This window comes from Pseudarthrobacter sp. O4, assembly GCF_050157025.1.
Classification (GTDB): Bacteria; Actinomycetota; Actinomycetes; order Actinomycetales; family Micrococcaceae; genus Arthrobacter.
The window spans coordinates 1,786,880-1,808,848 of sequence record NZ_CP189591.1; the positions used below are offsets into that span (position 1 = coordinate 1,786,880).

The window sequence follows — 21,969 nt, forward strand, 5'->3', positions numbered from 1 at the left end:
GCCCCGCGCTATGTGGACAAGCAGCCCCGCACCACAGGGCAGAATTGATCCTATGTATCTGCTGCTCGCCGCCCACGCTGACGGCGCAGCCCTCCAGGAACTCACCGCCGACGGCGCCCCGCACCCGGCCACCCCCGAACCGAGGGTGATCAGCGCCGCCGAACTGGCCGGCGTCGTGCTCCGGCTTGAGAAGCAGCGACCGCGCTGGATCTGGCACCGCACACAGGACTGGTACCCCTCCCTGCTGGCCGCCGGGGTGGAGCTGGAACGCTGCTACGACCTCACGCTCTGCGGCGCGATCCTGGCCCACTCGGAATTCACCGCACATACTTCCTATGCCAGGAACGCGGAGAAGCTGACCCAGGACGATGACCTGCAGCAGCCGCCGCGAGCCCTCCAGCCGCCTCCTCCGCCGGCCGACCAGGGCGCACTGTTTGACGATCCAGGACTTCACCGGACGCCGCGGCACACCCCCGGGGACCTCCGCGTAGAGTATGCCGCGCAGCAGGATGCGCTCAGCCAGGCCGGGGCGGCAAACCAGCCCGACAACCGCAGGCAGCGCCTCCAGCTCCTTCTGGCGGCTGAGTCCGCGGGGGCCATGATCGCCGCGGAAATGCAGCACACCGGCGTCCCCTGGCGGGAGGAGCTGCATGAGCAGATCCTCGCGGGCCACCTCGGGCCGCGTCCTCCGCATGGCCACCGCCCAGCCAAACTCGAGGCCCTCACCACGGCGCTGCGCCAGCTGCTGCATTCGCCTGCGCTCAACCCGGATTCACCGCAGGAGCTCATGCGGGCCCTGCACCGGAACGGGATCGAGGTGAAGACGACCCGCCAGTGGGAGCTGAAGGAATCCACGCACCCGGCGATCGAGCCGCTCCTGGAGTACAAGAAACTGTCCCGGCTCCATGCAGCCAACGGCTGGGCCTGGCTCGATGCCTGGGTCAAGGACGGCCGTTTCCAGCCGGAGTACGTTGTCGGCGGGGTGGTCTCGGGACGCTGGGCCTCCCGCGGCGGCGGCGCGCTGCAGATCCCGCGGCAGATCCGAGGCGCCGTGCATGCCGATCCGGGCCACAAGCTGATCGTCGCAGACGCCTCCCAGCTCGAACCGCGGGTGCTCGTGGCACTCGCCCAGGACTCAAAGATGGCCGAGGCCGCGCGGGACAAGGACCTCTACGCCGGCATCGCGGCGCAGGGGTTCGGCGGCGACCGGGCCCAGGCCAAGGTGGCGCTCCTGGGCGCCATCTACGGAGCCACGACGGGCGAGTCAGGCCGCCTCATGCCGCAGCTTGCCCGCACCTACCCCCGCGCGGTCGGCTTCGTGGAACAAGCGGCCCGTGAGGGCGAAGCCGGGAAGACCGTCACCTCCCGGCTGGGCCGCAGCAGCCCGCCGCCGTCGGAGGGATGGCTGCGGAGCCAGCAGTCCGCCACTGCCGAAGAACAGCGCCGGGCCGATTCGGCGGCCCGTTCGCGCGGGCGGTTCACCCGGAACTTCGTCGTGCAGGGCTCCGCCGCGGACTGGGCGGCCTGCTGGCTGGCCGAATTACGACGGCGGCTCCGGGCTATGCGCGCGGTCGGCGGCCCGGCCGGGGAACTGGTGTTCTTCCTGCATGACGAAGTCATGGTCCACTGCCCGGAGGAAGCCGTAGGGGATTGCATCCTGGCGATCGAGGACGCCGCGAATGCCGCCAAGGAGTTGCTCTTCGGCCGGATCCCGGTGGAATTCCCGGTGAGCGTGGCCGTCGTGGACTCGTATGACAAGGCCAAATAGCAGAGCCTCTGACTCCCCGGGTAACGTACCCGCCGGTAGCTTTGTGCATGGTCCGGACCCCGGCTACGCTCGAAAATGGCGGCATCCATTTTGAGTGTTCCGCCGGCTGGTGCAACGAGGCATGAATTTGGGGAGGCAGCAGATTGGCTGGCATTTTTGAGATCGCCGAAGCTGGAGAGAAAGAGTACTTCTTCAAACTGACCGCACCCGATGGAACGGTTGTCGCCGTTTCGCCAATGTTCAACTCCATCAAGGGCGCGGCGGCAGGCATCACAGCCGTGCGCGAGAACGCCGCCACCGGACTGGTGGTCGACAAGTCCCGGAAGTCGCCGTCATCCGGGAAGGCCGCAGCCAGGCCGGCCACGCGGACACAGCGCTAAAAAAGGCACCACGCTAGAGGGACAGTTCCGGCCTTCTCAGGCGTCGATCCCGTAGAGCCGTGAGCGGTCCCAGGGAACCGCCCACCCCAGCTGCTCGAACAGCTGGTTGAGGATCATCCCGGTGAAGCCCCAAACCACCACTCCATTGACGGTGAACGCGGGGCTTTGGAAGGTCTGGCCGGCACGGCTGACGGTCGCCATCACCCGGTTGTCCGGGTCAAGCAGGTCCCGGACGGGCACCCGGAAGACCTGGGAGGACTCGCCGTAGTCCACCACCCGCACGGGTGATTGACGGGCCCACCAGCCCAGGACGGGTGTCACCAGGAAGTTACCGCGGGGCAGTGACAGCTCCGGCATGACGCCGAGTACCTCGACACCGTCGGGATCCAGCCCCGTTTCCTCCTCCGCCTCGCGCAGGGCGGCGTCGATCACGGATTCGCCGGGGTCGATGCCGCCGCCGGGAAAGGCGACTTGTCCGGGATGGTCGTCCAGAGTCTGGGCACGCTGCAGCAGCAGGACGTCCAGATCTGCCGGAGCCAGCAGCTTGACGGAGGCTGCGGGGACATGATCGAGGGCACCGAACAGCATGAGCACGGCGGCCCTGCGGATGCGCTCCCCCGGTTCCACGGTGAGTTCGCGCCAGCGCGGGTCCGGCGCAGGCGCCGTGCCCGCCTCAACCGCCGCCACCAGATCGATGAGGTCCTGGCGTGCGGTCACCGGGGCTTCCTCTGGGATTCCATCCTGATTTCCGCAGCCCGGTGCGTCTCGGCAAGGAGCTTCGCCAGCAGCTCTTCCTGCCCCGGCGCCAGCTCGTACTTCAGCAGCTTCTTCGCCTTCTCCGGGTCGGTCTCGCCCATCCCGTAGCTGGGGCACCAGTTGGCCACCGGGCAGGCCCCGCAGGCCGGCTTGCGCGAATGGCAGACCCGCCGCCCGTGGAACACCACCCGGTGCGAGAGCATGGTCCAATCCTTGGGCTCGAACAGTTCGGCGACGTCGGACTCGATCAGCACCGGATCATCGGACTCCGTCCAGCCGAAGCGCCGGGCCAGCCGGCCGAAATGAGTGTCCACCGTGATCCCGGGAATGCCGAACGCGTTCCCCAGGACAACGTTGGCGGTCTTGCGGCCGACGCCGGGCAGCGTCACCAGATCCTCCAGCCGTCCCGGCACCTCGCCGTCGTACTCGTCCACCAGCCGGTTGCACAGGGCCAGCAGGTTCCGGGCCTTCGCGCGGAAGAACCCGGTGGGTCTGATGATGGCTTCCAGTTCGGCGGGATCCGCCTCGGACATGCTCCGCGCGTCGGGGTAGCGGGCGAACAGCAGCTGCGTGATCTGGTTGACCAGCACGTCAGTCGTCTGCGCCGAAAGCACGGTGGCCACTACGAGCTCGAACGGATTGCGGAAATCCAGTTCAGCGTGCGCGTACGGGTACTGTTCAGCCAGCGCACGGTTGATCCGTCGCGCACGCCGCTTGAGTCCCAGCAAGGATTCGCCGGCCGCCGTCGGGCGTGCCGCCGTCGGGCGTGCCGCCTTCGGGCTGGCAGGGGCGGGGCTGGCAGGCCTGGCACTGCCGGGCTGTGAAGCCTCGGAATCGTTGGCCACCGGCGTCGGGCTAGCCGCGCTCGATATTGCTGAGGTCGCGCAGCACGCCCACCCGGCCATCGGTGTGCTGGACCAGGAACTCGTGGCCCCGGTCCTCGAGGGCAAGGACCCAGCCGCCGGGTTCAATCACGAACGCCGGTGCACCGGTGTGTTCATCGACGGCGGTGCGCAGCTGGGCGACGGCGAACCAGAATGCCTCGTGGACGGGCTGGGCCTGTCGCTGCTCGGGCCGGCTCGCCGGATCGACAGTGGCCCCGATCGGTTCCTGCGAGCGCACCTGCGGATTGACAGTGGTGGGAGCGCCGGTACCGGCACTCACCGGCACGTCCGCTGCGCGTGTTTCTTCGGCCTCCGCGGCCGCTGCTGAATTCGCGGCAGGCGGCACGACGCCGGAAGCCTGCGTCTGCTCAGCAGCGGACGGGGCGGACGGTACCACGCCGGAGACCTGGGTTGCCGGGGCACTGTAAGCCGGGGCGGGGGCCGAACCGGGGGCAGCAGCTGCCTGGCCGGCAGCGGCCTGGGTGACGGCAGCGGCCTGGGTGACGGCAGCCGGGGGCGCGGCCGGGCCGGCCGACGGCGTGGCGGCGGCCGGGGAGGCGGCGGCCGGGGAGGCGGCGGCCGAGCCTGGAACGGCGTCGTTTGAAGCGGGGCCGCGGGCCTCGTAGCCGCGCGCGGCGGCGTCCGGGGCTGCTGCCTGGCCGCGAGGTTTCATGCGCTTGGCCCAGCCTGCGACCGCGCCCGTCGCGCTTTCCTTGGGCTCCTTGTGCTCCTTGGCTTCCTTGGGCTCCTTTGCTTCCTTGGGTGTCTTCGGGGCGCGGGGTTGGCGGACCGGGACCGCGGCTTGGCGTGCCACCACGTGCGCCGGGGCCTCGTCGCGGTCCAGGAAGTCACCGGCGAAATACGGGACCAGGCGGGCGAGGACGGTGGCGGCAAAGAGTCCCAGTGCACCGACGAGGGCCAGCAGCATGCTCGGGACGTAGGCGCCCGCTACGGCAAGGAAGAAGAAGGCGACGGCGAAGGACGCCACCACGGAGGCGAACTGGTCCACGGACAAGGACCCGATCCAGATCCGGGTTCCGGGGCTGACACGGCGCGCCACAAACAGTGCACTCACGATCAGCGGCAGCAGGATCCCGAGGCCCAGGAAGAAAAGACTCCCCAGGTTCCACAGGTTGTAGCTGACGGCGAACATCGGAATCAGCGAGGCGATGAAGAGAACCAACGTGGAGCCGAAAACAGTGAGATCCCGGATGGTGAAAGGTCCGAGAACGGCCGCGTTCTTCTTGCCGGTTTTGCCGTTCGCCTTGTCCACCGTGAAGCGGGGCGCATCTTCGAAGCCGGCCGGACGGGCCGGACCGCCGTTGGCCCTGTCCTGGGAAGGCGCGTGGAGCTGCCCGTTAGCTTGCTCGTTCATTCTGTTCTCCTTAGCATGGCGTCACCCTGGACGGTGCCGCCGAACGGCAGGCTGACACCAGACCGCGCGCGGTCCTGTCGCCTCCATCGGATGTCACAACTCCATCTCAGCCTAGCCAAGTGCTTGTCCGATCACTAGCTGACAAGCCGTGGGTGGGAGCGGCAAAATCAGCGTCGTTCTTCGGGTCTGCCGGCGCCCGCGGCTGTGCCCAGCACCCCGCTGTAGCTGACCGGGTCGTTCCAAGTCCCGGCCGGCACGGCGAGACGGCGGGTTCCTGCCGTCTGGGCTTTGCTGGTGCAGCGCCGCCTACGCTCCCGTGTTGGGGCAGAAACAGCCGCTCGGCGCTTAACAAACACCGCTCGCGGCTCACATTGTGACGGGGCGCACCATCTGCCGTACCCAAGTATTAGTGTTTACTGCGGAACAGCTCTTTGCGGTAGGCCCGTGATCGGCCGCTGCCCGGCGTCGCGTTTGCGGCCCCGGAGCGGGGGAGGTCCGGACGCCCCGCGCAGCACGGATCGATGAATGATGAGGTTCACCATGTCCCAGCAGATACCCGGCGCCACGACCACCCACGTCCCCGGCACCACGTCTTCCGCCACCGCGAACCACCAGGGCGACGCGTTCGAAAACCTGTCGCATGAGGACCGCAGGTTCGCCCCCTCGGAAGACTTCGTGGCGAACGCCGTGGTCACCGCCGCCGACTACGCGGAAGCCGACGCCGACCGCCCGGCCTTCTGGGCAAAGCAGGCCCGCGAGCTGTTGAGCTGGAGCAAGGACTTCACGCAGACGCTGGACTGGTCCACGCCGCCGTTCGCCAAATGGTTCGTCGGCGGCGAGATCAACGCCGCGTACAACGCCCTGGACCGCCATGTGGAGAACGGCCTCGGAGAGAGGGTCGCGATCTATTTCGAGGGCGAACCGGGCGACACCCGCACGTATACCTATGCCCAGCTCACGGAAGAAGTCAAGAAGGCCGCCAACGCCTTCGAGTCCCTCGGAGTCGCCAAGGGTGACCGGGTCGCGGTCTACCTCCCCATGATTCCCGAGGCCGTCATCACGCTGCTGGCCTGCGCCCGGATCGGCGCCATCCACTCGGTCGTCTTTGGCGGCTTCTCCGCCGAAGCGCTCCGCTCCCGGATCGACGACGCCGAGGCCAAGCTCGTGGTCACCGCCGACGGCACCTACCGCCGCGGCAAGCCCAGCGCGCTGAAGCCCGCCGTCGATGAGGCCTTGTCCCACGAGGGAAATGCTGCCGGCCACACCGTCCAGAACGTCGTGGTGGTCAAGCGCAACGGCCAGCACGTGGACTGGCATGAGGGCCGTGACCACTGGTGGGCGGACACGGTGGAGGTGGCCTCCCCCGAGCACACCGCCGTCGGGCACGACTCCGAGCACCCGCTGTTCATTCTCTACACGTCCGGCACCACCGGTAAGCCCAAGGGCATCCTGCACACCACCGGCGGTTACCTCACCCAGGGCGCCTACACGCACAAGGCGGTCTTCGACCTGCACCCGGAGACGGACGTCTACTGGTGCACCGCCGACGTCGGCTGGATCACCGGGCACTCCTATGTCGCCTATGCCCCGCTCATCAACGGAGCCACCCAGGTCATGTACGAGGGCACCCCGGACTTCCCACATCAGGGCCGCTGGTGGGAGATTGTCGAGAAGTACAAGGTGTCCATCCTGTACACCGCTCCGACCGCCATCCGCACCTTCATGAAGTGGGGCAAGGAGATCCCGGCCAGGTCCGACCTCTCCTCGATCCGCGTCCTGGGCTCGGTCGGCGAACCCATCAACCCGGAAGCCTGGATGTGGTACCGCGAGGTCATCGGAGCCAACGCGGGCAAGAACGGCGAACGGAAAGAAACCCCGGCCCCGATCGTGGACACCTGGTGGCAGACCGAAACCGGGGCGCAGATGATCGCACCGCTTCCCGGTGTGACGGCCACGAAGCCCGGCTCGGCCCAGGTCCCGCTCCCCGGCATCGCCGTGGACGTCGTGGACGAGGCCGGCGAGTCCGTGCCCAACGGCTCCGGCGGCTACCTCGTGATCCGCGAACCGTGGCCGGCCATGCTGCGCGGCATCTGGGGCGACCCGGAGCGGTTCAAGGAGACCTACTGGTCCCGCTTCGAGAGCATCTACTTCGCCGGCGACGGCGCCAAGAAGGACGAGGACGGCGACATCTGGCTGCTCGGCCGGGTGGATGATGTGATGAACATTTCCGGCCACCGGCTCTCCACCGCTGAGATCGAGTCCGCGCTCGTCAGCCACCCCGCGGTGGCGGAGGCCGCCGTCGTGGGCGCTGCGGATGAGACCACCGGCCAGGCCGTCGTCGCGTTCGTGATCCTGCGCGGGGATGCCGTGGACACCGGCGATGCGATCGTCCAGGAGCTCCGCAACCACGTGGGCAAGGAAATCGGCCCGATTGCCAAGCCCAAGACCATCCTCGTGGTGCCGGAACTGCCCAAGACCCGCTCCGGCAAGATCATGCGCCGCCTGCTCAAGGACGTCGCGGAAGGCCGCGAGGTCGGCGATGCGAGCACCCTGGCGGACAACACGGTCATGACCCAGATCGCAAGCTCGCTGCGGAAGTAAGTACGCGGTTCGGCGGCGCCGCCCACTTCAGGTGGTCGGCGCCGCTGTCCCTACCGGTTAGCGGGCATCGACCAGAACGGCTTCGAAGCTCGAGGCGTCAGGGGTGCTGAACTTCGCGTTGACCAGGGCCAGGGTGTCACCGAAGAGGGCCGCCGTCGTCGGGACGTCGAAATGCTTGCTGGTGATGACCTGCCGCACCGCACCGGAGTCGAGACCGTGGTTGAGGCGGATGCGGCTGACCTGGTTGCTGAAGTTCTGCACCGCCCACAGCGTGTTGTCCCGGACGATAATGCCGTCCACGTTGGGAAAGCTCACGCCCGTGATGGATGCGCTCGCCCCGGTTTCCGGATCCACCGTGTACAGGACGCCGCGGGCGGAGTGGGCGACGATCAGCGCGTGTCCGTCCCGGACCGAGGCGATGCCGTTGAGGTTGAACCCCTTTTCAAGTTCCCCAGCCGGTCCCTTCAGAGCCAGGGTCTGCGAAGCGCCCGGGTCGCCATGGCGGTTGACCGGCACGAAGTACAGCTCGCCGGCCTGTGAATTAGTGAACCAGGCTCCGTCCTCGGTGAGGGTGACGTCGTTGATGAAGCTCGCGCCGGCTGCGGCCAGCTGGTAGGTGGCTTCGGTCTTCTTCGTCTCAATGTTGTAGACGTAGGCCTGGCCGGTGGCGCCTCCGGCGACGAAGAGGAGGTCGTTGTGCTCATCGACCTTCATGCCGAGGGCCGCCCGGCCTGCGGGGGCGGTGAGGAAAAGTTTCGCTTTCCCTCTGCCGATGTCGCCGCGGTAGATGTTCCCGTTGAGCCGGTCACCGGCGAAGAACGTGGTGCCCTCCCCGGCGGCGATGCCTTCGGCTCCGGTGGCACCGGGAAGGGTGATCACGGCGCGGCGGTCCCCGGCGTCGGCCCGGGAGGCCGCGGCCGTGGGCGCTGGGACGAAGACGGCCGCCAAGGCAAGCAGCCCCGCCGCTGCGCGGCGGATGGAAATTCGTGGATGAATCTTGCGCATGATGACGCTCCCAGATCGGGCTTTCCGCGCGAGCTGGCCGGTACGGGAGCTCCGCACGATGGTCCTCTTAGTCTAGGCAGGGCCGCCCGTGCGAGCCAGAGCCGGGAGGAATCCGGGGCGCTCTGCGATACATTGGCAGGCATGAGTGAAGCCACCCCCGCCGGTGCCGGCCGCGGCACTGTCCTGGTCCTCAACGGACCCAATCTGAACCTGCTCGGCACCCGGGAACCCGAGAAATACGGCACGGCCACGCTGGCCGACGTCGAACAGCTCGCCAAGGACGCCGGGGAGGCGCACGGCCTGGACGTCGAGTGCTTCCAGTCCAACCACGAGGGTGCCCTCGTGGATGCCATCCACGCTGCCCGTGGCAGGGCGATCGGCATCGTCATCAACGCCGGCGCCTACACGCACACCTCGGTTGCAATCCGGGACGCCATCTCGGCGGTGCAGCTGCCCGCCGTCGAAGTCCACATCACAAACGTCCACGCCCGGGAGGAGTTCCGGCACCATTCGTACCTCTCGGATGTCAGCAAGGCCGTGATTGCCGGGGCCGGGATCCTTGGCTACCGCTTCGCTGTGGAATACCTCGCCGGGCTGCACGCCGGCCAGGACTGAGCATGTCCCCCGAGGAACCCGCGCCGGCGCCGGGGGCATCTGCGTTCGGGGAGTCAGCAACCGCGGAGTGGTACCGCCACTTCGGCACCGTCGACGCTCCCGGCAACTCCGACTGCTACGCCGAGTGGGCCGTGGGCATCGCGGACGATGCCGAGCTGATCCGGCGCATCGATCTGTGGCCGCACACCAAGCGCCAGCCGCTGCTCCTGCTTGCGGCGGCCCGGTTTGTCGGCGCGCGGATCAGCCCGTACCGGGAGTTCCGGAGTTTCCTCGACACGCACTGGCACGAGATCTCCCGGATGGTGCTCGCCCGTGCCACCCAGACCAATGAGGCAGGGCGCTGCGCCACACTGCTGCCCTCGCTGGCCGGGATCGCCGCCGCCGAGGGGCGCCCGCTGGCCCTCATCGAGGTGGGCGCCTCTGCCGGGCTCGCACTGTTCCCGGACCGCTACGGCTATGAGTTCCGGGCCGCCGGCAGCGGCACGCACGAGGGCACCGGCGCGGTGACCCGGCTTTCCCCGGCAGGGGCGCAGGGGGCTTTCCCGGTCCTGCATTGCGCAACCACCGGCCCGGTGCCGCTGCCGCAGGAGCTCCCCCGGGTCGTGTGGCGCGCCGGCATCGACCTCAATCCGCTCGACGTCCGCAACCCCGACGACGTCGCCTGGCTGGAGGCGCTCGTCTGGCCGGAGCAGGACTTCCGCCGCGAACGGCTGCGGCAGGCGATCACCGTCGCACGGGCGGACCCGCCGCTGCTGGTGGCGGGGGACCTCAACGAACAGCTCCTGTCGCTCGCCGGGCAGGCGCCGTCGGACGCCGCCCTCGTGGTGTTCCACAGCGCGGTCATGGCCTATCTGGACGCCGCGGGCCGGGACCGGTTCCGCCGCACCGTGGCCGGCCTGGCCAGGGAGCGGTGCTGCCATTGGCTGTCCAACGAGGGCCACACGGTGATCATCCAGGCGGACGGCTCCAGCGTGGTGCCGGAAATGGACGACGGCCGGCTTCAGGGCCGGTTCCTGCTGCTGCACAACGGAGTTCCCGTGGCCATCGCCGGCCCGCACGGCCAGAGCCTGGAATGGCTGCAGCCGGCGGCTACTTCCTGATGCACTGCCCCGCTGAGACGGGGCTGTCGAGCCCGGGCGCCTGAGCGGCGACCGGGCCCAGATCGGTCATCGTGATCGCGAACCCGAGCGAGGATTCCGTCGTGGCCTTGGCGAAGACCACGCCGGCGACCTGCCCGTCAGTGCTCAGCAAGGGACCACCGGAATTGCCCGGCTGCACGTCTCCGGCCAGGCGGTAAACGTCTTCAGGGGCCGGATTGTTGCCGTAGATGTCGGGGACGAGCACGGTGGCGATGTCCTGCACCGTCGCCGGCTTGGACTGGAACGGTCCGCCGTGCGGATAGCCGGCAAATGCCGCCGGGCTGCCGGCGGGAAGGCCGGAACTGAGCGGCAGCGGCGCGGTGCGCAACCCGTCCACGGCCAGGACGGCGAGGTCGTGCTGGCTGTCAAAGTACACGACGCGTCCGGGCAAGGCGCCCCCGCCCGGGATTTCGACCACCGGCTCCGGAACACCAGCCACCACGTGGGCGTTCGTGACTACCCGGCCCGGTGAGACCACAAAGCCGGTTCCCGTCTGGTTCTGTCCGCACTGGTAGGCGGTTCCGGCGATCTTCAGAACGGAGGCCGCGGCCCGGTTCAGCGCGGGCGTGTCCGTACTGGCGTCGGGGACGGCAACGGGCTGGCCCTGGCCGATGCCCTCGAACAGGGTCGGGATTCCCTCGCCGATCACGGCGGACCGCAACTGGGCCATCGACGTCTTGAGCGGCGTGGGCGTCATGCCGTCGATGAACCGGATCACCTTGGACTCGGCGAGCTGCTGGGACACGAAAGGGACACCGAGCGCGCCGATACTGAAGGCGAGCATGGACAGGACCAGGGCGGACACCACCACATTCACGCCGCCGCCGGCCACCCGGTCAACGGTCCGGAGCGGGCTGATCCTCACGACGCTGCGGATTCTCCGCCCGATTGCGGTGCCGAGCCCGTGGCCAAGAACGATCAGCAGTACGGCAGTGGCGATGATCGCCGTCAGCCGCCAGCCGCTGTCTTCCACCAGACCGCTGACAATCGGGACGGACACGAACGCGGCCACCGCCCCCGCGGCAAACCCTGCGATGCCGCCGACTGTCACCAGGAAGCCGTTGCGCAGGCCATGGATCAGGTAGGACAGCAGCATCAGAATCAACACAAGGTCCAAGATGGTCAAGCCGAACACCGATGCTCCTTAGGCAGGTAAGCCCCAATTCTACCGACGGTGGCTGACAGTTTGCCGTGCGCCCCGGCACACCCGATGCGCACCTCGGCTCCGTTTGGCGCGTTTCGGTGCCAACTACGTCACAGAGACGCCAAAATTCTGAAACAATGGCTGAAGCGCCCCAGCCGACACAGTTAGTCAGGAGATTTCATGGACATCGAGGTATTGCGCCGTGCACCCCTTTTCGCCACGCTCGACGACGAGGCGTTCCGTCTGTTGACGGACGAGCTCACCGAGGTGGATCTCTCACGCGGAGCCTCGGTATTCCGGGAGGGCGACCAGGGTGACCAGCTGTACTTCATCGTGTCCGGCAAGGTGAAGCTCGGCCGTACATCCCCTGACGGCCGCGAGTCGCTGCTCGCCATCCTCGGCCCGGGCGAGCTGTTCGGCGAAATGGCGCTGTTCGATCCGAGCCCCCGCACCGCCACGGCTACGGCTGTTTCGGAAACGCGGCTGGCCGGGCTGAAGAACGAGAGCCTCAACGCCCTGCTGCGTACGCGCCCGGAAGTTTCCGCACAGCTGCTGCAGGCGCTGGCCCGCCGCCTGCGCCGCACCAACGATTCGCTGTCCGACCTCGTGTTCTCCGACGTCCCCGGCCGTGTGGCCAAGGCCCTGCTGGACCTCGCCGACCGCTTCGGCCGCCCCGCGACCGACGGCGTCCTGGTGGCCCACGAGCTGACCCAGGAAGAACTGGCCCAGCTGGTCGGCGCATCGCGCGAGACAGTCAACAAGGCACTCGCCGAGTTCGTCCAGCGCGGCTGGCTGCGCCTCGAAGCCCGCGCCGTCGTCATCCTCGACATGCAGCGCCTCCGCCAGCGCTCCCGCTGACAGTATTCAGCGCAAAACGAAGGCCGGCCCCGTCAGAACGGAGCCGGCCTTCGGCGTTTAAGCCCACCCCGTGGGACATGCCCAGTCCCGGCGACCGGGTCGGCGGGACGCGCCCAGTCCTGGCGGCGAGGAGTGGACATAATGCCATTATGTCCACCGGGCCGGGGAAGGGCAGCGCATGTCCCTCAGGACGGCAGGATGAGCGGAGGGCATGTCCAGTGGTGGGGTCGAAGATGGGGCATGCCCGCGGGCCCGGTCCCGGCTGAGGGCACAGAGCCGGTCACCGTGTGGCAAGGAGCCTGGTCAGCGTTCCCGTTGCGGCTCGCCGGCGACGGTCTTCGCGGCCTCCACCTCCAGCATGAGCCGGCCGTCTTCTTCCTCGACGAGCTTGGGCTGGTAGACGTGGGCCTTGCGCTTGTAGCTCAGGTACGCGATGCAGCCGTTGGCGGCGGCCATTTTTTCGAGCATGATCTCGGAGCCGGGCACCAGGAGCTGGCCCAGGGGCAGCCCGACGGTGTTCTCCTGGCCCACCTCGTCGCCGAGCGCCGTCGTGTCCCGCTCGTTGATGGCTTTGCGGACGCAGACCCACCGGCCCCACACGCCCTTGCTGGCCAGCAGTGAGGGCCGCTGGTTCACGGGCACGGTGGCGGCGAAGTAGCGGGTGTTGAACCGGCGGTGGGCGAAATCGGGGCTGAGCCAGTTGACCAGCGGCTTCAGCAGGTCGGTCCGCACCGAGAGCCCGCGCTTGGCGAGCACGTCGGTAAAGGACTTCTCCTGATCGGCCACGGCTTCGCGCGCGCGCATCCAGTCGGCGGTGGAGGTCGCCTCCACCGTGCTGGACAGGTCCGGCCCGGCCAGCAGGATACCGGCCTCCTCGAACAGCTCACGGATGGCACCCACCACGTGGCGGCGCGCCAGCCCGACGTCGGCCGTCCCCATCTGCTCGGCCCAATGCTGGGGCGAGGGGCCCAGCCAGCCGACGGCGTCGTCGTCGGACGCGTCCAGTGAGCCTCCCGGGAAGGCCAGCACGCCCAGCGGCGAAGATCCCGGCCGGTAACCCAGCCAGGTCTCCAGGCCGGTCGGCGAATCCCGCAGGAGGACCACGGAGGACGCGAAGCGGGCGGCGCGGGGCGTCCTTTCGCCGTGTTCAATCCAGCTGCGGGCCGCCCCCTCAAGATCCGGGGGAAGAACGAACAGGCGTCGGGCTAACTGAGGCAAGGGAAGTGACCGGCCCTCTAGGCGAATTCGGCGATCAGTTCGACTTCAACGGGAGAGTCGAGCGGCAGGACAGAAACGCCGACGGCCGAACGTGCGTGCTGGCCGGCGTCCCCGAGGACCTTGCCCAGCAGCTCGGAGGCACCGTTGATGACGCCGGGCTGGCCGGTGAAGGACGGATCGGACGAGACGAAGCCGACGACCTTGACGATCCGCGTGATGCGGTCGAGGTCTCCGATGACGCTCTTCACCGCAGCCAGCGCGTTCACGGCACACACGGCCGCGTAGTCCTTCGCCGCTTCCGGGGAAACGGTGGGCTCGTCCGAGGTACCCTCCGTGCCGGCGGAGACCTTGCCGGTGGCCTCGAGCTTGCCGTTGATGAACGGCAGCTGGCCGGAGGTATAGACGTGGTTGCCGGAAATGACGGCCGGGACATAGGCGGCCACCGGGGCGGCGACCTCCGGCAGGGTCAGGCCGAGCTCGGCCAGCCGTTGCTCGACGGCGGACGACGCGCCCGTGTTTGCGGTGTTGCTGTCCGTGTTTTCGGGGCGTGCCGGCGTCGCCGGAGTGGCCGCTGCTGGTGTGCTCATGGCTACTGCTTCTCCCTCTTCAGGTAGGCAACCAGGCCGTTTCCATCAGGTCCCGGAACAACCTGGACAAGCTCCCAGCCGTCCTCGCCCCACTGGTCCAGGATCTGCTTTGTAGCGTGGATAATGAGCGGAATCGTGGCGTACTCCCATTTGGTCATGAGCTAAAGCCTAGTCCTTGCGGCTAAAGTGGAAAACATGGCGACTGGTAAGAACCCTTTATTCGACACGGCCACCACCCTCGGAAAGATCCTTCTTTTCCTGGGCGTGAGCGCCCTTTGTGGCGTCCTGGTGGCGGGGCTGCTGGTCCCGGCGGCTGCTGTTTCCGGCAGTGCCGCCAGCGGGTCGATCAAATTCTTTGACACTCTTCCGGCCGAGCTCAAGGTGGACCCGCCCAGCCAGGCGACCACCATCCTGGCCTCGGACGGCAGCGTGATCGCCAACCTCTACGCCGAAAACCGCACCCGCGTGTCGCTGGACCAGATGTCCCCGTACATCAAGGACGCGGTCATCGCGATCGAGGACAGCCGCTTCTACGAGCACGGCGGCGTGGACACCACCGGCATCTTGCGCGCTCTCGTCAGCACCGCCCGCGGCAACAAACAGGGCGCCTCGACCATCACGCAGCAGTACGTCAACAACGTCATCAACTCCTCCCTCGAGGCCGAGGGCAAGAGCGACGAGGTCCTCCTCAACGGCGTGAACAAGGGCGTCGGGGACAAGCTCCGGGAGATGAAGCTCGCCATCGCCTTGGAGAAGAAGTTCACCAAGGAACAGATCCTTGAGGGCTACCTGAATATCGTGTTCTTCAACCGGGACGCCTACGGCATCGAAGCCGCGTCCAAATTCTTCTTCAGCACCACGGCCAAGGACCTCACCCTTCCGCAGGCCGCGCTGCTGGCCGGCGTCGTGAACAGCCCGTCCTTCTATGACCCCATCACCAACCCGGACAATGCCAAGGTCCGGCGAGACCTCGTGCTGCATTCCATGCTGAGCCAGGGCAAGATCCAGCAGGCCGACTATGACGCCGCCGTGGCGACGCCGGTGGAAACCAAGGTCACTCAGCCGCGCCAGGGCTGCGCCTACTCGACGACGGCACCGTACTTCTGCGACTACGCGCTGCACCTGCTGCTGAACAACCCGGCCTACGGCGCCGACCCCAAAGAGCGCGAGCGGAAGATCTTCCGCGGCGGCCTGACCATCAAGACCACGCTCGATCCCAATGCCCAGGCGGTGGCCCAGACCCAGGTCGACGCTTCCGCCGGCGCCAACCCGGACAAGTGGGGGGCCTCGCTGGTGTCCGTGCAGCCGGGCTCGGGCAAGATCGTCTCCATGGCCCAGAACACGCAATGGCTGGAAGCCGAAGGAAAGTTCAACAACGTCATCAACTTCAACGTTGATTCCAAGGACGCCCAGGGCGGAGACCTCAACGGCCTGGGCGGTTTCCAGCCGGGCTCCACGATGAAGCCCTTCACCTTCGCGGAGTGGCTCAATGAGGGCAAGTCCATGAACACCGTCCTCAATGGTGCCGTGCGGCGTTACCCCTTGAACTTCCCGTGGAGGAACACCTGCCCCGCCCCCAAGGACGGTGCCTATAACACCGCTGAGAAGGGCCTGGGTGCGGCCGATGACCTGCAGAACGCCGAGGAGGGCTACTACAAGAACATGTCCATCCTCGACGGCCTGGCGAACTCCATCAACACCATGACGTTCGCCACCGCGGCCCAGGTGGACCTCTGCGGAATCCAGAAGATCGTGGACGCCGTGGGCATCCATGCGGGGCAGACCAACGAACCGGTCCCCATGACCAGGCTCTCCAACCTGATCGGCGCCACCCAGACCTCGCCGCTGACCATGGCCAGCGCGTTCGCCACCTTCGCCAATGACGGCAAGTACTGCGAGCCGATCGCCATCGAGTCGGTGACGGACCAGAGCGGCGCCCAGCTTCCTGCCCAGGCCACGAACTGCCGGGACGCGATCAAGCCGGAAGTTGCGCGCGGCGTGAGCTACGCCCTCCAGGAAGTCCTCAACCGGGGCTCCGGCTCGCTGATCCAGCCGCGGATTTCCACCCGGACCACGTTCCCCATCGCGGCCAAGACCGGTACCAACGACCCCAACAACTCCACCTGGGTGGTCGGATTCACCACCGGCCTGGCGACGGCGTCCTGGTTCGGCGATGCCCTCGGCGCCCAGGACCGGTTCGGACGTAACATCACGATCAACGGCAAGTTCTACAAGGGCATCGACGGTTACATGATCGCGGGGCCGCAGTTCTCGAACTACATGGCCCAGGTGGCGCCGGCGTACGGTACCAACCCGTTCCCTGCCCCACCGTCCAACCTGGTCACCGGTCCGGCTCCGATCGTGCGCCCGACGACGCCGCCGGCCAAGGAAGACGAGGCGTCGCCCACCGACAAACCGAAGCCGTCACCGAGCCCCAGCGACAAGAAGAAGTAGCCGGTGGCCGGGGAAACCACGCTGGCAGGCCGCGTCCGACGTATCGGGCGCGGCTTTGCCGTAACCGCGGCGGTCGGCGCAGCGACCGGGGCGGCCGCCGTCGGCTACGGGCTGTGGGAGAAGAACCAGTTTGTCCTGCGCGAAGAATCCCTGGCCATCCTGCCGCAGGGCCACGGTCCGATCCGGGTGCTGCACCTCAGCGACATCCACTTCGTGCCCCGCCAGCACCGGAAGGCCGGGTGGCTCGCCTCGCTGGCGGAGCTGAAGCCCGATCTCGTCGTGAACACCGGGGACAACCTCAGCCATGTCAAGGCGGTGGAACCCCTGCTGCAGGCGTTGCAGCCCCTGATGGAGTTCCCGGGCGTCTTTGTGCCCGGTTCCAACGACTACTTCGGCCCGGAGCTCAGGAATCCCGCCTCCTACCTACGCGGTCCGTCCGGGGAGCGCCAGAACCCGGTCGAGCTGGACTGGCCACGGCTGCGCTCCGGTTTCGGGATGGGCGGCTGGGTGGACCTCACCAACCGGTCCCAGTCGCTCGTGGTCAAGGGCCTGCGCGTTGATTTCTCCGGTGTGGACGATCCGCACCTGGGCCTCGAGCGCTACGCGGGCTGGCCGCGCGGCACCAAGGGCCAGGACGCGTCAGCGCACCTGCGCATCGCCGTCGCCCATGCCCCGTACCAGCGCGTCCTGGACCATTTCACCGACGACGGGGCGGACCTGCTGTTCGCCGGACACACCCACGGCGGCCAGATCTGCCTCCCGGGCTACGGCGCCCTCGTCGCCAACTGCGACCTCCCCACGTGGCGCGCCAAGGGACTCAACGATTGGGAAAGCAACGGACGCACGACGCCGGTGAACGTCTCCGGCGGGATAGGCACCTCACGCTTCGCCCCGGTCCGCATCGCCTGCAGACCCGAGGCAGTGCTGCTCACCCTGACCTCCCGCCCCTGACCTCCCGCACCTGACACCACCGCGGGACATGCCCTCCCCAAGTGCCCACGGATGGACATAGCGGGCTTATGCCCACTCCCCGCAGCCAGGGCTGGGCATGTCCCACGGACGGGCACGCCGGGCGGCCATTGCGGAATGTAATTACTAGGCGAGATCCTGATGCTGTCCGATTTCGTGTGAACCCGGTCACCCGATGGCCTAGGGTAGTTGCTAAAGGAAACTACATCCAGTTGCGTTAGATATTTTGCGGGCGCGTTTTAAGAAGCAGGCATGGCCAAGCAGACTCCCTTTTTCTCCTCCATCAGCCGTCTCTATCCCCACGTCAGGCCGATTTTGCCGCGGCTCGTCATGGGCCTGCTCTGTGCGCTGCTGGCCAGCGTGGTGGCGCTCACCATACCGCAGGTGCTTCGGGTCCTGGTCAATGAATCCCTCCGCCCGGGAGGAAATGCGGACGCGGTCTGGATCGCCTCACTCGTGATCCTGGGCCTGGGTGTGGCCGAAGCGGGCTTCGTGGCCCTGCGGCGGCAGTTCGTCATCAACCCCGCCACCACCGTCGAGACCCGGATGAGGGTGTCGCTGTACGGCCACCTGCAGGACCTCACGGTGTCCTTCCATGACCGCTGGGGTTCCGGGCAGCTGCTCTCCCGCGCCATGACCGATCTGAACTTCCTGCGGCGCTGGATGGCCTTCGGCGCGATCATGCTCGTGGTCACCACCCTGACCGTGGCGATCGGCGTCGTCGTGATGTTCTCAATGAGCTGGCAGCTGGCCCTGATCTTCCTCGCCGCCGCGGTGCCGATCATGATCTACGGCTTCCGCTTCCGCACCCGTTTCAGCGAGGTCGCCCGCCGCAGCCAGGACCAGGCCGGCGACCTCGCCACCACGGTGGAGGAGTCCGTCCACGGCATCCGCGTGCTCAAGGCGTTCGGCCGCAGCCGGGAGGCGCTGGAGAACTTCAACGAACAGGCCGAGGAACTCCGCCAGACCGAGATCGCCAAGGCCAGGCATCTGGCCGCCTTCAGCCTCGTCGTGACGTTGCTGCCCGAGCTGGCCCTCGGCGCCGGTCTCGTCGCCGGCGTCCTGCTGGCCTCCACCGGCGAACTGAGCATCGGAGCGCTGGTCGCGTTCTTCGCCACCGCGGCCGTGATCGCGGCCCCGGTCGAGTTCTGCGGCATGCTGCTCGCCATGGCGCTCACCGCCAAGACGGCAGTGGACCGCCACTTCGAGGTCATGGACTCGGTCAACGCCATCACCAGCCCGGAGCGCCCGCGCCGCCCCGCCGAACTCAGGGGCGCCCTCAGTTTCCGCAGCGCCACGTTCGCCTTCGAGGACGCCCCGGACCAACCGATCCTGAAGGACATCAGCCTGGAGATCAAACCGGGGGAAACCATGGCCCTGGTGGGCATCACGGGCAGCGGCAAAAGCGCCCTGCTCCAGCTGGTGCCGCGGCTCTACGACGTCACGGACGGCTCGATCACGATCGACGGCGTGGACCTGCGCGAGTTCAGCGTCGAGGAACTGCGGACCGTCGTCGCCGTGGCCTTCGAAGACACCACCCTGTTCTCCAGCTCCGTGCGGGACAACGTCCTGCTCGGCGCCGCCGGCACCGGCTCGGCGGAACGCCGCGAGGAAGCCCTGGAGGAGGCGCTCGACGTCGCCCAGGCCCACTTCGCATACTCCCTGCCGGACGGGCTCGACACCCTGATCGGCGAGGAAGGGCTCAGCCTCTCCGGCGGCCAGCGGCAGCGCATCGCCCTGGCCCGGGCCATCGCCGCGAGGCCCAGCGTGCTGGTCCTCGACGATCCCCTCTCGGCCCTGGACGTGAATACGGAGGAACTCGTCGAGCACCGGCTGCGGGAGGTCCTCGCGGACACCACCACGCTGGTCGTCGCCCACCGCCCGTCCACCGTGGCCCTGGCTGACCGGGTGGCGCTGCTGCAGGACGGCCGCATCACCGCCGTCGGCACCCACGCCGAACTGCTGGCGCAGAACAGTCACTACCGCTACGTGATCGCCAGCCTGGACCCGGAACCGCGGGACCTCGACTCCGAACTGCAGGAGTCCGAACTGTCAGCCCTCGGGGCCGAGGAGATTTCCCGATGAACAGCGCAACCTTCGGCACCGCCAACGAGGACAACGCGCACCTGTCCAGGAGCGAGAGCAAGACCGTCCAGCGCCGTTCCCTGGCCCTGCTGCGCTCCCTGGTCCGCCCGGTCCGGCGCCGGTTCTGGCTGACCATCGCCGCGGTGGTGCTCTCCCAGGCCGCGCGCGTGGCCGGACCGGCACTGATCGCCTTCGGCATCGACCGCGCCCTGCCGGCCCTGCGCGGCGGCGACAACCTCCCGCTGGTGCTCACGGGCGCCGCCTACCTCGCCGCCGCCGTCGCGACGGCGGGCCTCACCGCACTGTACGTGACCTCGACGGCGAAACTCAGCCAGGCGATGCTGCTGGACCTGCGGGTCCGGGTCTTCCGGCACACCCAGCGGCTGAGCCTGGAATTCCACGAAAAATACACCTCCGGACGGATCATCGCCCGGCAGACCTCGGATCTGGAGGCGCTGCGCGAGCTCCTGGACTCCGGCGTCAGCTCGCTCGCGTCCGGGATGCTGTTCATGGTGTTCACGGCCGCCACCATCTTCGCGCTCGACTGGCGCAGCGGGCTGCTGGTGCTGGCCGCCGGCGTGCCGATGTACTTCCTGGCCCGCTGGTACCAGAAGCATTCGCAGATCGCCTTCCGCGAATCGCGCGTGGTCTCGGCCCGGCTGATCGTGCACTTCGTCGAGACCATGACGGGGATCCGCGCGGTCAAGGCCTTCCGCAAGGAACGCGAAAACTCCGCACGCTACACCGAGCTCTCCGAGGACTACCGCAAGGCCACCGTCCGGTCGATCAACCTCAACGGCATCTTCCAGCCCGGCCTGGTGCTGATCGGGAACGTCTGCGCCGCCGTCGTGCTGCTCTTCGGCGGCTTCCGGGTGCTCGGCGGCGAGCTCGCCGTCGGCGTGCTGCTGGCCCTGATCCTGTCCACCAAGCGCTTCTTCCACCCGGTGGACCAGATGGCGATGTTCTACAACTCCTTCCAGAGCGCCCAGGCGGCCCTCGAGAAGGTCTCCGGGCTGCTCGAGGAGGTCCCCACCGTCCGCCCGCCGAAGGACCCGGTCGCCCTGCACGATGCGAAGGGCACGATCGACTTCAGCGGGGTCGAATTCCGCTACGGGGACGGCCCGGTGATCATCCCGACCATGGACCTGCACATCCCCGCCGGCCAGACCGTGGCCCTGGTGGGCCAGACCGGCGCCGGGAAATCCACGCTGGCCAAGCTGATTGCCCGCTTCTACGACGTCTCCTCCGGCTCCCTCACCCTCGACGGCGTGGACCTGCGCCGGCTCACGACGGCGGATCTGCGGCGGAACGTTGTTATGGTCACCCAGGAGGCGTTCCTGTTCAGCGGCTCGGTGGCGGACAACATCGCCCTGGGCCGGCCCGTGGCCTCCCGGCAGGAGATCGAGGACGCGGCCCGGGCCGTGGGCGCCCACGGGTTCATCCAGGCCCTCCCGGAGGGCTATGACACCGATGTCAACAAGCGCGGTGGCCGCGTCTCGGCCGGGCAGCGGCAGCTGATCAGCTTCGCCCGGGCCTTCCTGGCGCGCCCCGCGGTGCTGATCCTTGACGAGGCGACGTCTTCGCTCGACATCCCGTCCGAGCGCCTCGTGCAGACCGGCCTCGCGGGCCTGCTGCAGGGCAACGGCGGCGACGCCGGCCGGACGGCGCTCATCATTGCGCACCGCCTGTCCACGGTGGAGACCGCGGACCGGGTCCTGGTGGTCCACGACGGGCGGGTCGTCGAGGACGGCACCCCCGAGGAACTGATCGGCGGCGGCGGGCGCTTCGCGCAGCTGCACGGGGCGTGGAAGGACTCGCTGGTCTGAGCCGCCAGCTGTGCCGCGGCCGTGCCTGCACCGGGACGTTCCGGGGGCCGGGACGCCAGCCGATTTCGCATCCGGGGCTCCAATCGGATACTCTTGTGAAGTTGCTTTTGTAGCAGCGGATCGGGATGTGGCGCAGCTTGGTAGCGCGCGTCGTTCGGGACGACGAGGTCGCAGGTTCAAATCCTGTCATCCCGACCAATCAAGAAGAGGGTCTTCCATTCGGAAGGCCCTCTTCTTTGCGTGCCGCGCCGTGGGGACGGGGCGGGCGGTCCTTGACCAAGAAACAGCCCCGGGACATGGTTCAC

General features: G+C 68.1%; 18 protein-coding genes and 1 tRNA gene. 11 read left to right on the forward strand and 8 right to left on the reverse strand.

Features of this window, described 5'->3' with window-relative positions; translation table 11 throughout:
- Positions 1 to 52 precede the first annotated feature (52 nt).
- Positions 53 to 1,768, forward strand: coding sequence for a bifunctional 3'-5' exonuclease/DNA polymerase (locus ACQCSU_RS08195; protein ID WP_426979247.1), 1,716 nt, complete (start codon positions 53 to 55; stop codon positions 1,766 to 1,768).
- Positions 1,769 to 1,911: 143 nt separating this feature from the next.
- On the forward strand, positions 1,912 to 2,148 hold the full coding sequence (locus ACQCSU_RS08200) for a YegP family protein (protein WP_354244196.1): 237 nt from the start codon (positions 1,912 to 1,914) through the stop codon (positions 2,146 to 2,148).
- Positions 2,149 to 2,184: 36 nt separating this feature from the next.
- Here ACQCSU_RS08200 and ACQCSU_RS08205 read toward each other — a convergent pair whose 3' ends face one another.
- From ACQCSU_RS08205 to ACQCSU_RS08215, 3 genes are read right to left on the reverse strand one after another with little or no spacing between them, the layout of a single operon-like run.
- Entirely contained in the window at positions 2,185 to 2,865 is a 681-nt protein-coding gene (locus tag ACQCSU_RS08205) for an NUDIX hydrolase (RefSeq protein ID WP_426979248.1), read from the reverse strand.
- Positions 2,862 to 3,809: an endonuclease III gene (gene nth, locus ACQCSU_RS08210; protein ID WP_426979249.1), complete on the reverse strand. Its 948-nt coding sequence runs from the start codon at positions 3,807 to 3,809 to the stop codon at positions 2,862 to 2,864. Before nth ends, ACQCSU_RS08205 begins: the two co-directional genes overlap by 4 nt.
- A complete protein-coding gene (locus tag ACQCSU_RS08215) occupies positions 3,760 to 5,163 on the reverse strand; it encodes a hypothetical protein (RefSeq protein WP_426979250.1) in 1,404 nt (467 codons plus the stop codon). The genes nth and ACQCSU_RS08215 overlap by 50 nt, the downstream gene beginning before the upstream one ends.
- Before the next feature lie 540 nt (positions 5,164 to 5,703).
- Between ACQCSU_RS08215 and acs the strand changes: the two genes are divergently transcribed.
- On the forward strand, positions 5,704 to 7,764 hold the full coding sequence (gene acs, locus ACQCSU_RS08220) for an acetate--CoA ligase (protein ID WP_426979251.1): 2,061 nt from the start codon (positions 5,704 to 5,706) through the stop codon (positions 7,762 to 7,764).
- 57 nt (positions 7,765 to 7,821) lie between these two features.
- Here the strand turns inward: acs and ACQCSU_RS08225 are convergent, their stop codons facing one another.
- Positions 7,822 to 8,769 (reverse strand): hypothetical protein, encoded by a 948-nt coding sequence (locus tag ACQCSU_RS08225; RefSeq protein WP_426979252.1) that lies wholly within the window; start codon positions 8,767 to 8,769, stop codon positions 7,822 to 7,824.
- 141 nt (positions 8,770 to 8,910) lie between these two features.
- Between ACQCSU_RS08225 and aroQ the strand changes: the two genes are divergently transcribed.
- Both aroQ and ACQCSU_RS08235 read left to right on the forward strand, forming a co-directional pair.
- Positions 8,911 to 9,384 (forward strand): type II 3-dehydroquinate dehydratase, encoded by a 474-nt coding sequence (gene aroQ / locus ACQCSU_RS08230; RefSeq protein ID WP_426979253.1) that lies wholly within the window; start codon positions 8,911 to 8,913, stop codon positions 9,382 to 9,384.
- Positions 9,385 to 9,386: 2 nt separating this feature from the next.
- A complete protein-coding gene (locus ACQCSU_RS08235) occupies positions 9,387 to 10,484 on the forward strand; it encodes a DUF2332 domain-containing protein (RefSeq protein ID WP_426979254.1) in 1,098 nt (365 codons plus the stop codon).
- Here ACQCSU_RS08235 and ACQCSU_RS08240 read toward each other — a convergent pair.
- The gene (locus tag ACQCSU_RS08240) at positions 10,474 to 11,658 is read right to left on the reverse strand and encodes a MarP family serine protease (RefSeq protein WP_426979255.1); all 1,185 of its coding nucleotides are present in this window, start codon (positions 11,656 to 11,658) and stop codon (positions 10,474 to 10,476) included. The two genes, ACQCSU_RS08235 and ACQCSU_RS08240, sit on opposite strands and share 11 nt — an antisense overlap.
- 189 nt (positions 11,659 to 11,847) lie before the next feature.
- Here ACQCSU_RS08240 and ACQCSU_RS08245 point away from each other — a divergent pair, with 189 nt between their 5' ends.
- Positions 11,848 to 12,525 carry a Crp/Fnr family transcriptional regulator gene (locus ACQCSU_RS08245; RefSeq protein ID WP_011693220.1) on the forward strand — a complete coding sequence of 226 codons (678 nt, stop codon included), beginning with the start codon at positions 11,848 to 11,850 and terminating at the stop codon, positions 12,523 to 12,525.
- A 303-nt stretch (positions 12,526 to 12,828) separates the two neighbouring features.
- On the opposite strand, the gene ACQCSU_RS08250 is transcribed toward ACQCSU_RS08245, so the two are convergent.
- The 3 genes from ACQCSU_RS08250 to ACQCSU_RS08260 are packed head-to-tail and all read right to left on the reverse strand — an operon-like array spanning position 12,829 to position 14,488.
- A complete protein-coding gene (locus ACQCSU_RS08250) occupies positions 12,829 to 13,743 on the reverse strand; it encodes an NUDIX hydrolase (RefSeq protein ID WP_426979256.1) in 915 nt (304 codons plus the stop codon).
- Positions 13,744 to 13,760: 17 nt separating this feature from the next.
- The gene (locus ACQCSU_RS08255; protein WP_426979257.1) at positions 13,761 to 14,330 is read right to left on the reverse strand and encodes a RidA family protein; all 570 of its coding nucleotides are present in this window, start codon (positions 14,328 to 14,330) and stop codon (positions 13,761 to 13,763) included.
- Between the two features lie 2 nt (positions 14,331 to 14,332).
- A complete protein-coding gene (locus ACQCSU_RS08260) occupies positions 14,333 to 14,488 on the reverse strand; it encodes a DUF4177 domain-containing protein (RefSeq protein WP_009359196.1) in 156 nt (51 codons plus the stop codon).
- Positions 14,489 to 14,525: 37 nt separating this feature from the next.
- Between ACQCSU_RS08260 and ACQCSU_RS08265 the strand changes: the two genes are divergently transcribed.
- From ACQCSU_RS08265 to ACQCSU_RS08285, 5 genes are all read left to right on the forward strand, one after another.
- On the forward strand, positions 14,526 to 16,784 hold the full coding sequence (locus tag ACQCSU_RS08265) for a transglycosylase domain-containing protein (RefSeq protein ID WP_426979258.1): 2,259 nt from the start codon (positions 14,526 to 14,528) through the stop codon (positions 16,782 to 16,784).
- A gap of 3 nt (positions 16,785 to 16,787) precedes the next feature.
- Complete coding sequence (locus ACQCSU_RS08270; protein WP_426979259.1) at positions 16,788 to 17,735, forward strand: metallophosphoesterase; 948 nt, start codon at positions 16,788 to 16,790, stop codon at positions 17,733 to 17,735.
- A 270-nt stretch (positions 17,736 to 18,005) separates the two neighbouring features.
- The gene (locus ACQCSU_RS08275; protein WP_426979260.1) at positions 18,006 to 19,838 is read left to right on the forward strand and encodes an ABC transporter ATP-binding protein; all 1,833 of its coding nucleotides are present in this window, start codon (positions 18,006 to 18,008) and stop codon (positions 19,836 to 19,838) included.
- A complete protein-coding gene (locus tag ACQCSU_RS08280; RefSeq protein ID WP_426979261.1) occupies positions 19,835 to 21,664 on the forward strand; it encodes an ABC transporter ATP-binding protein in 1,830 nt (609 codons plus the stop codon). Before ACQCSU_RS08275 ends, ACQCSU_RS08280 begins: the two co-directional genes overlap by 4 nt.
- A 121-nt stretch (positions 21,665 to 21,785) precedes the next feature.
- A tRNA-Pro gene (locus ACQCSU_RS08285) sits at positions 21,786 to 21,862 on the forward strand.
- The last annotated feature ends 107 nt before the right edge of the window (positions 21,863 to 21,969 follow it).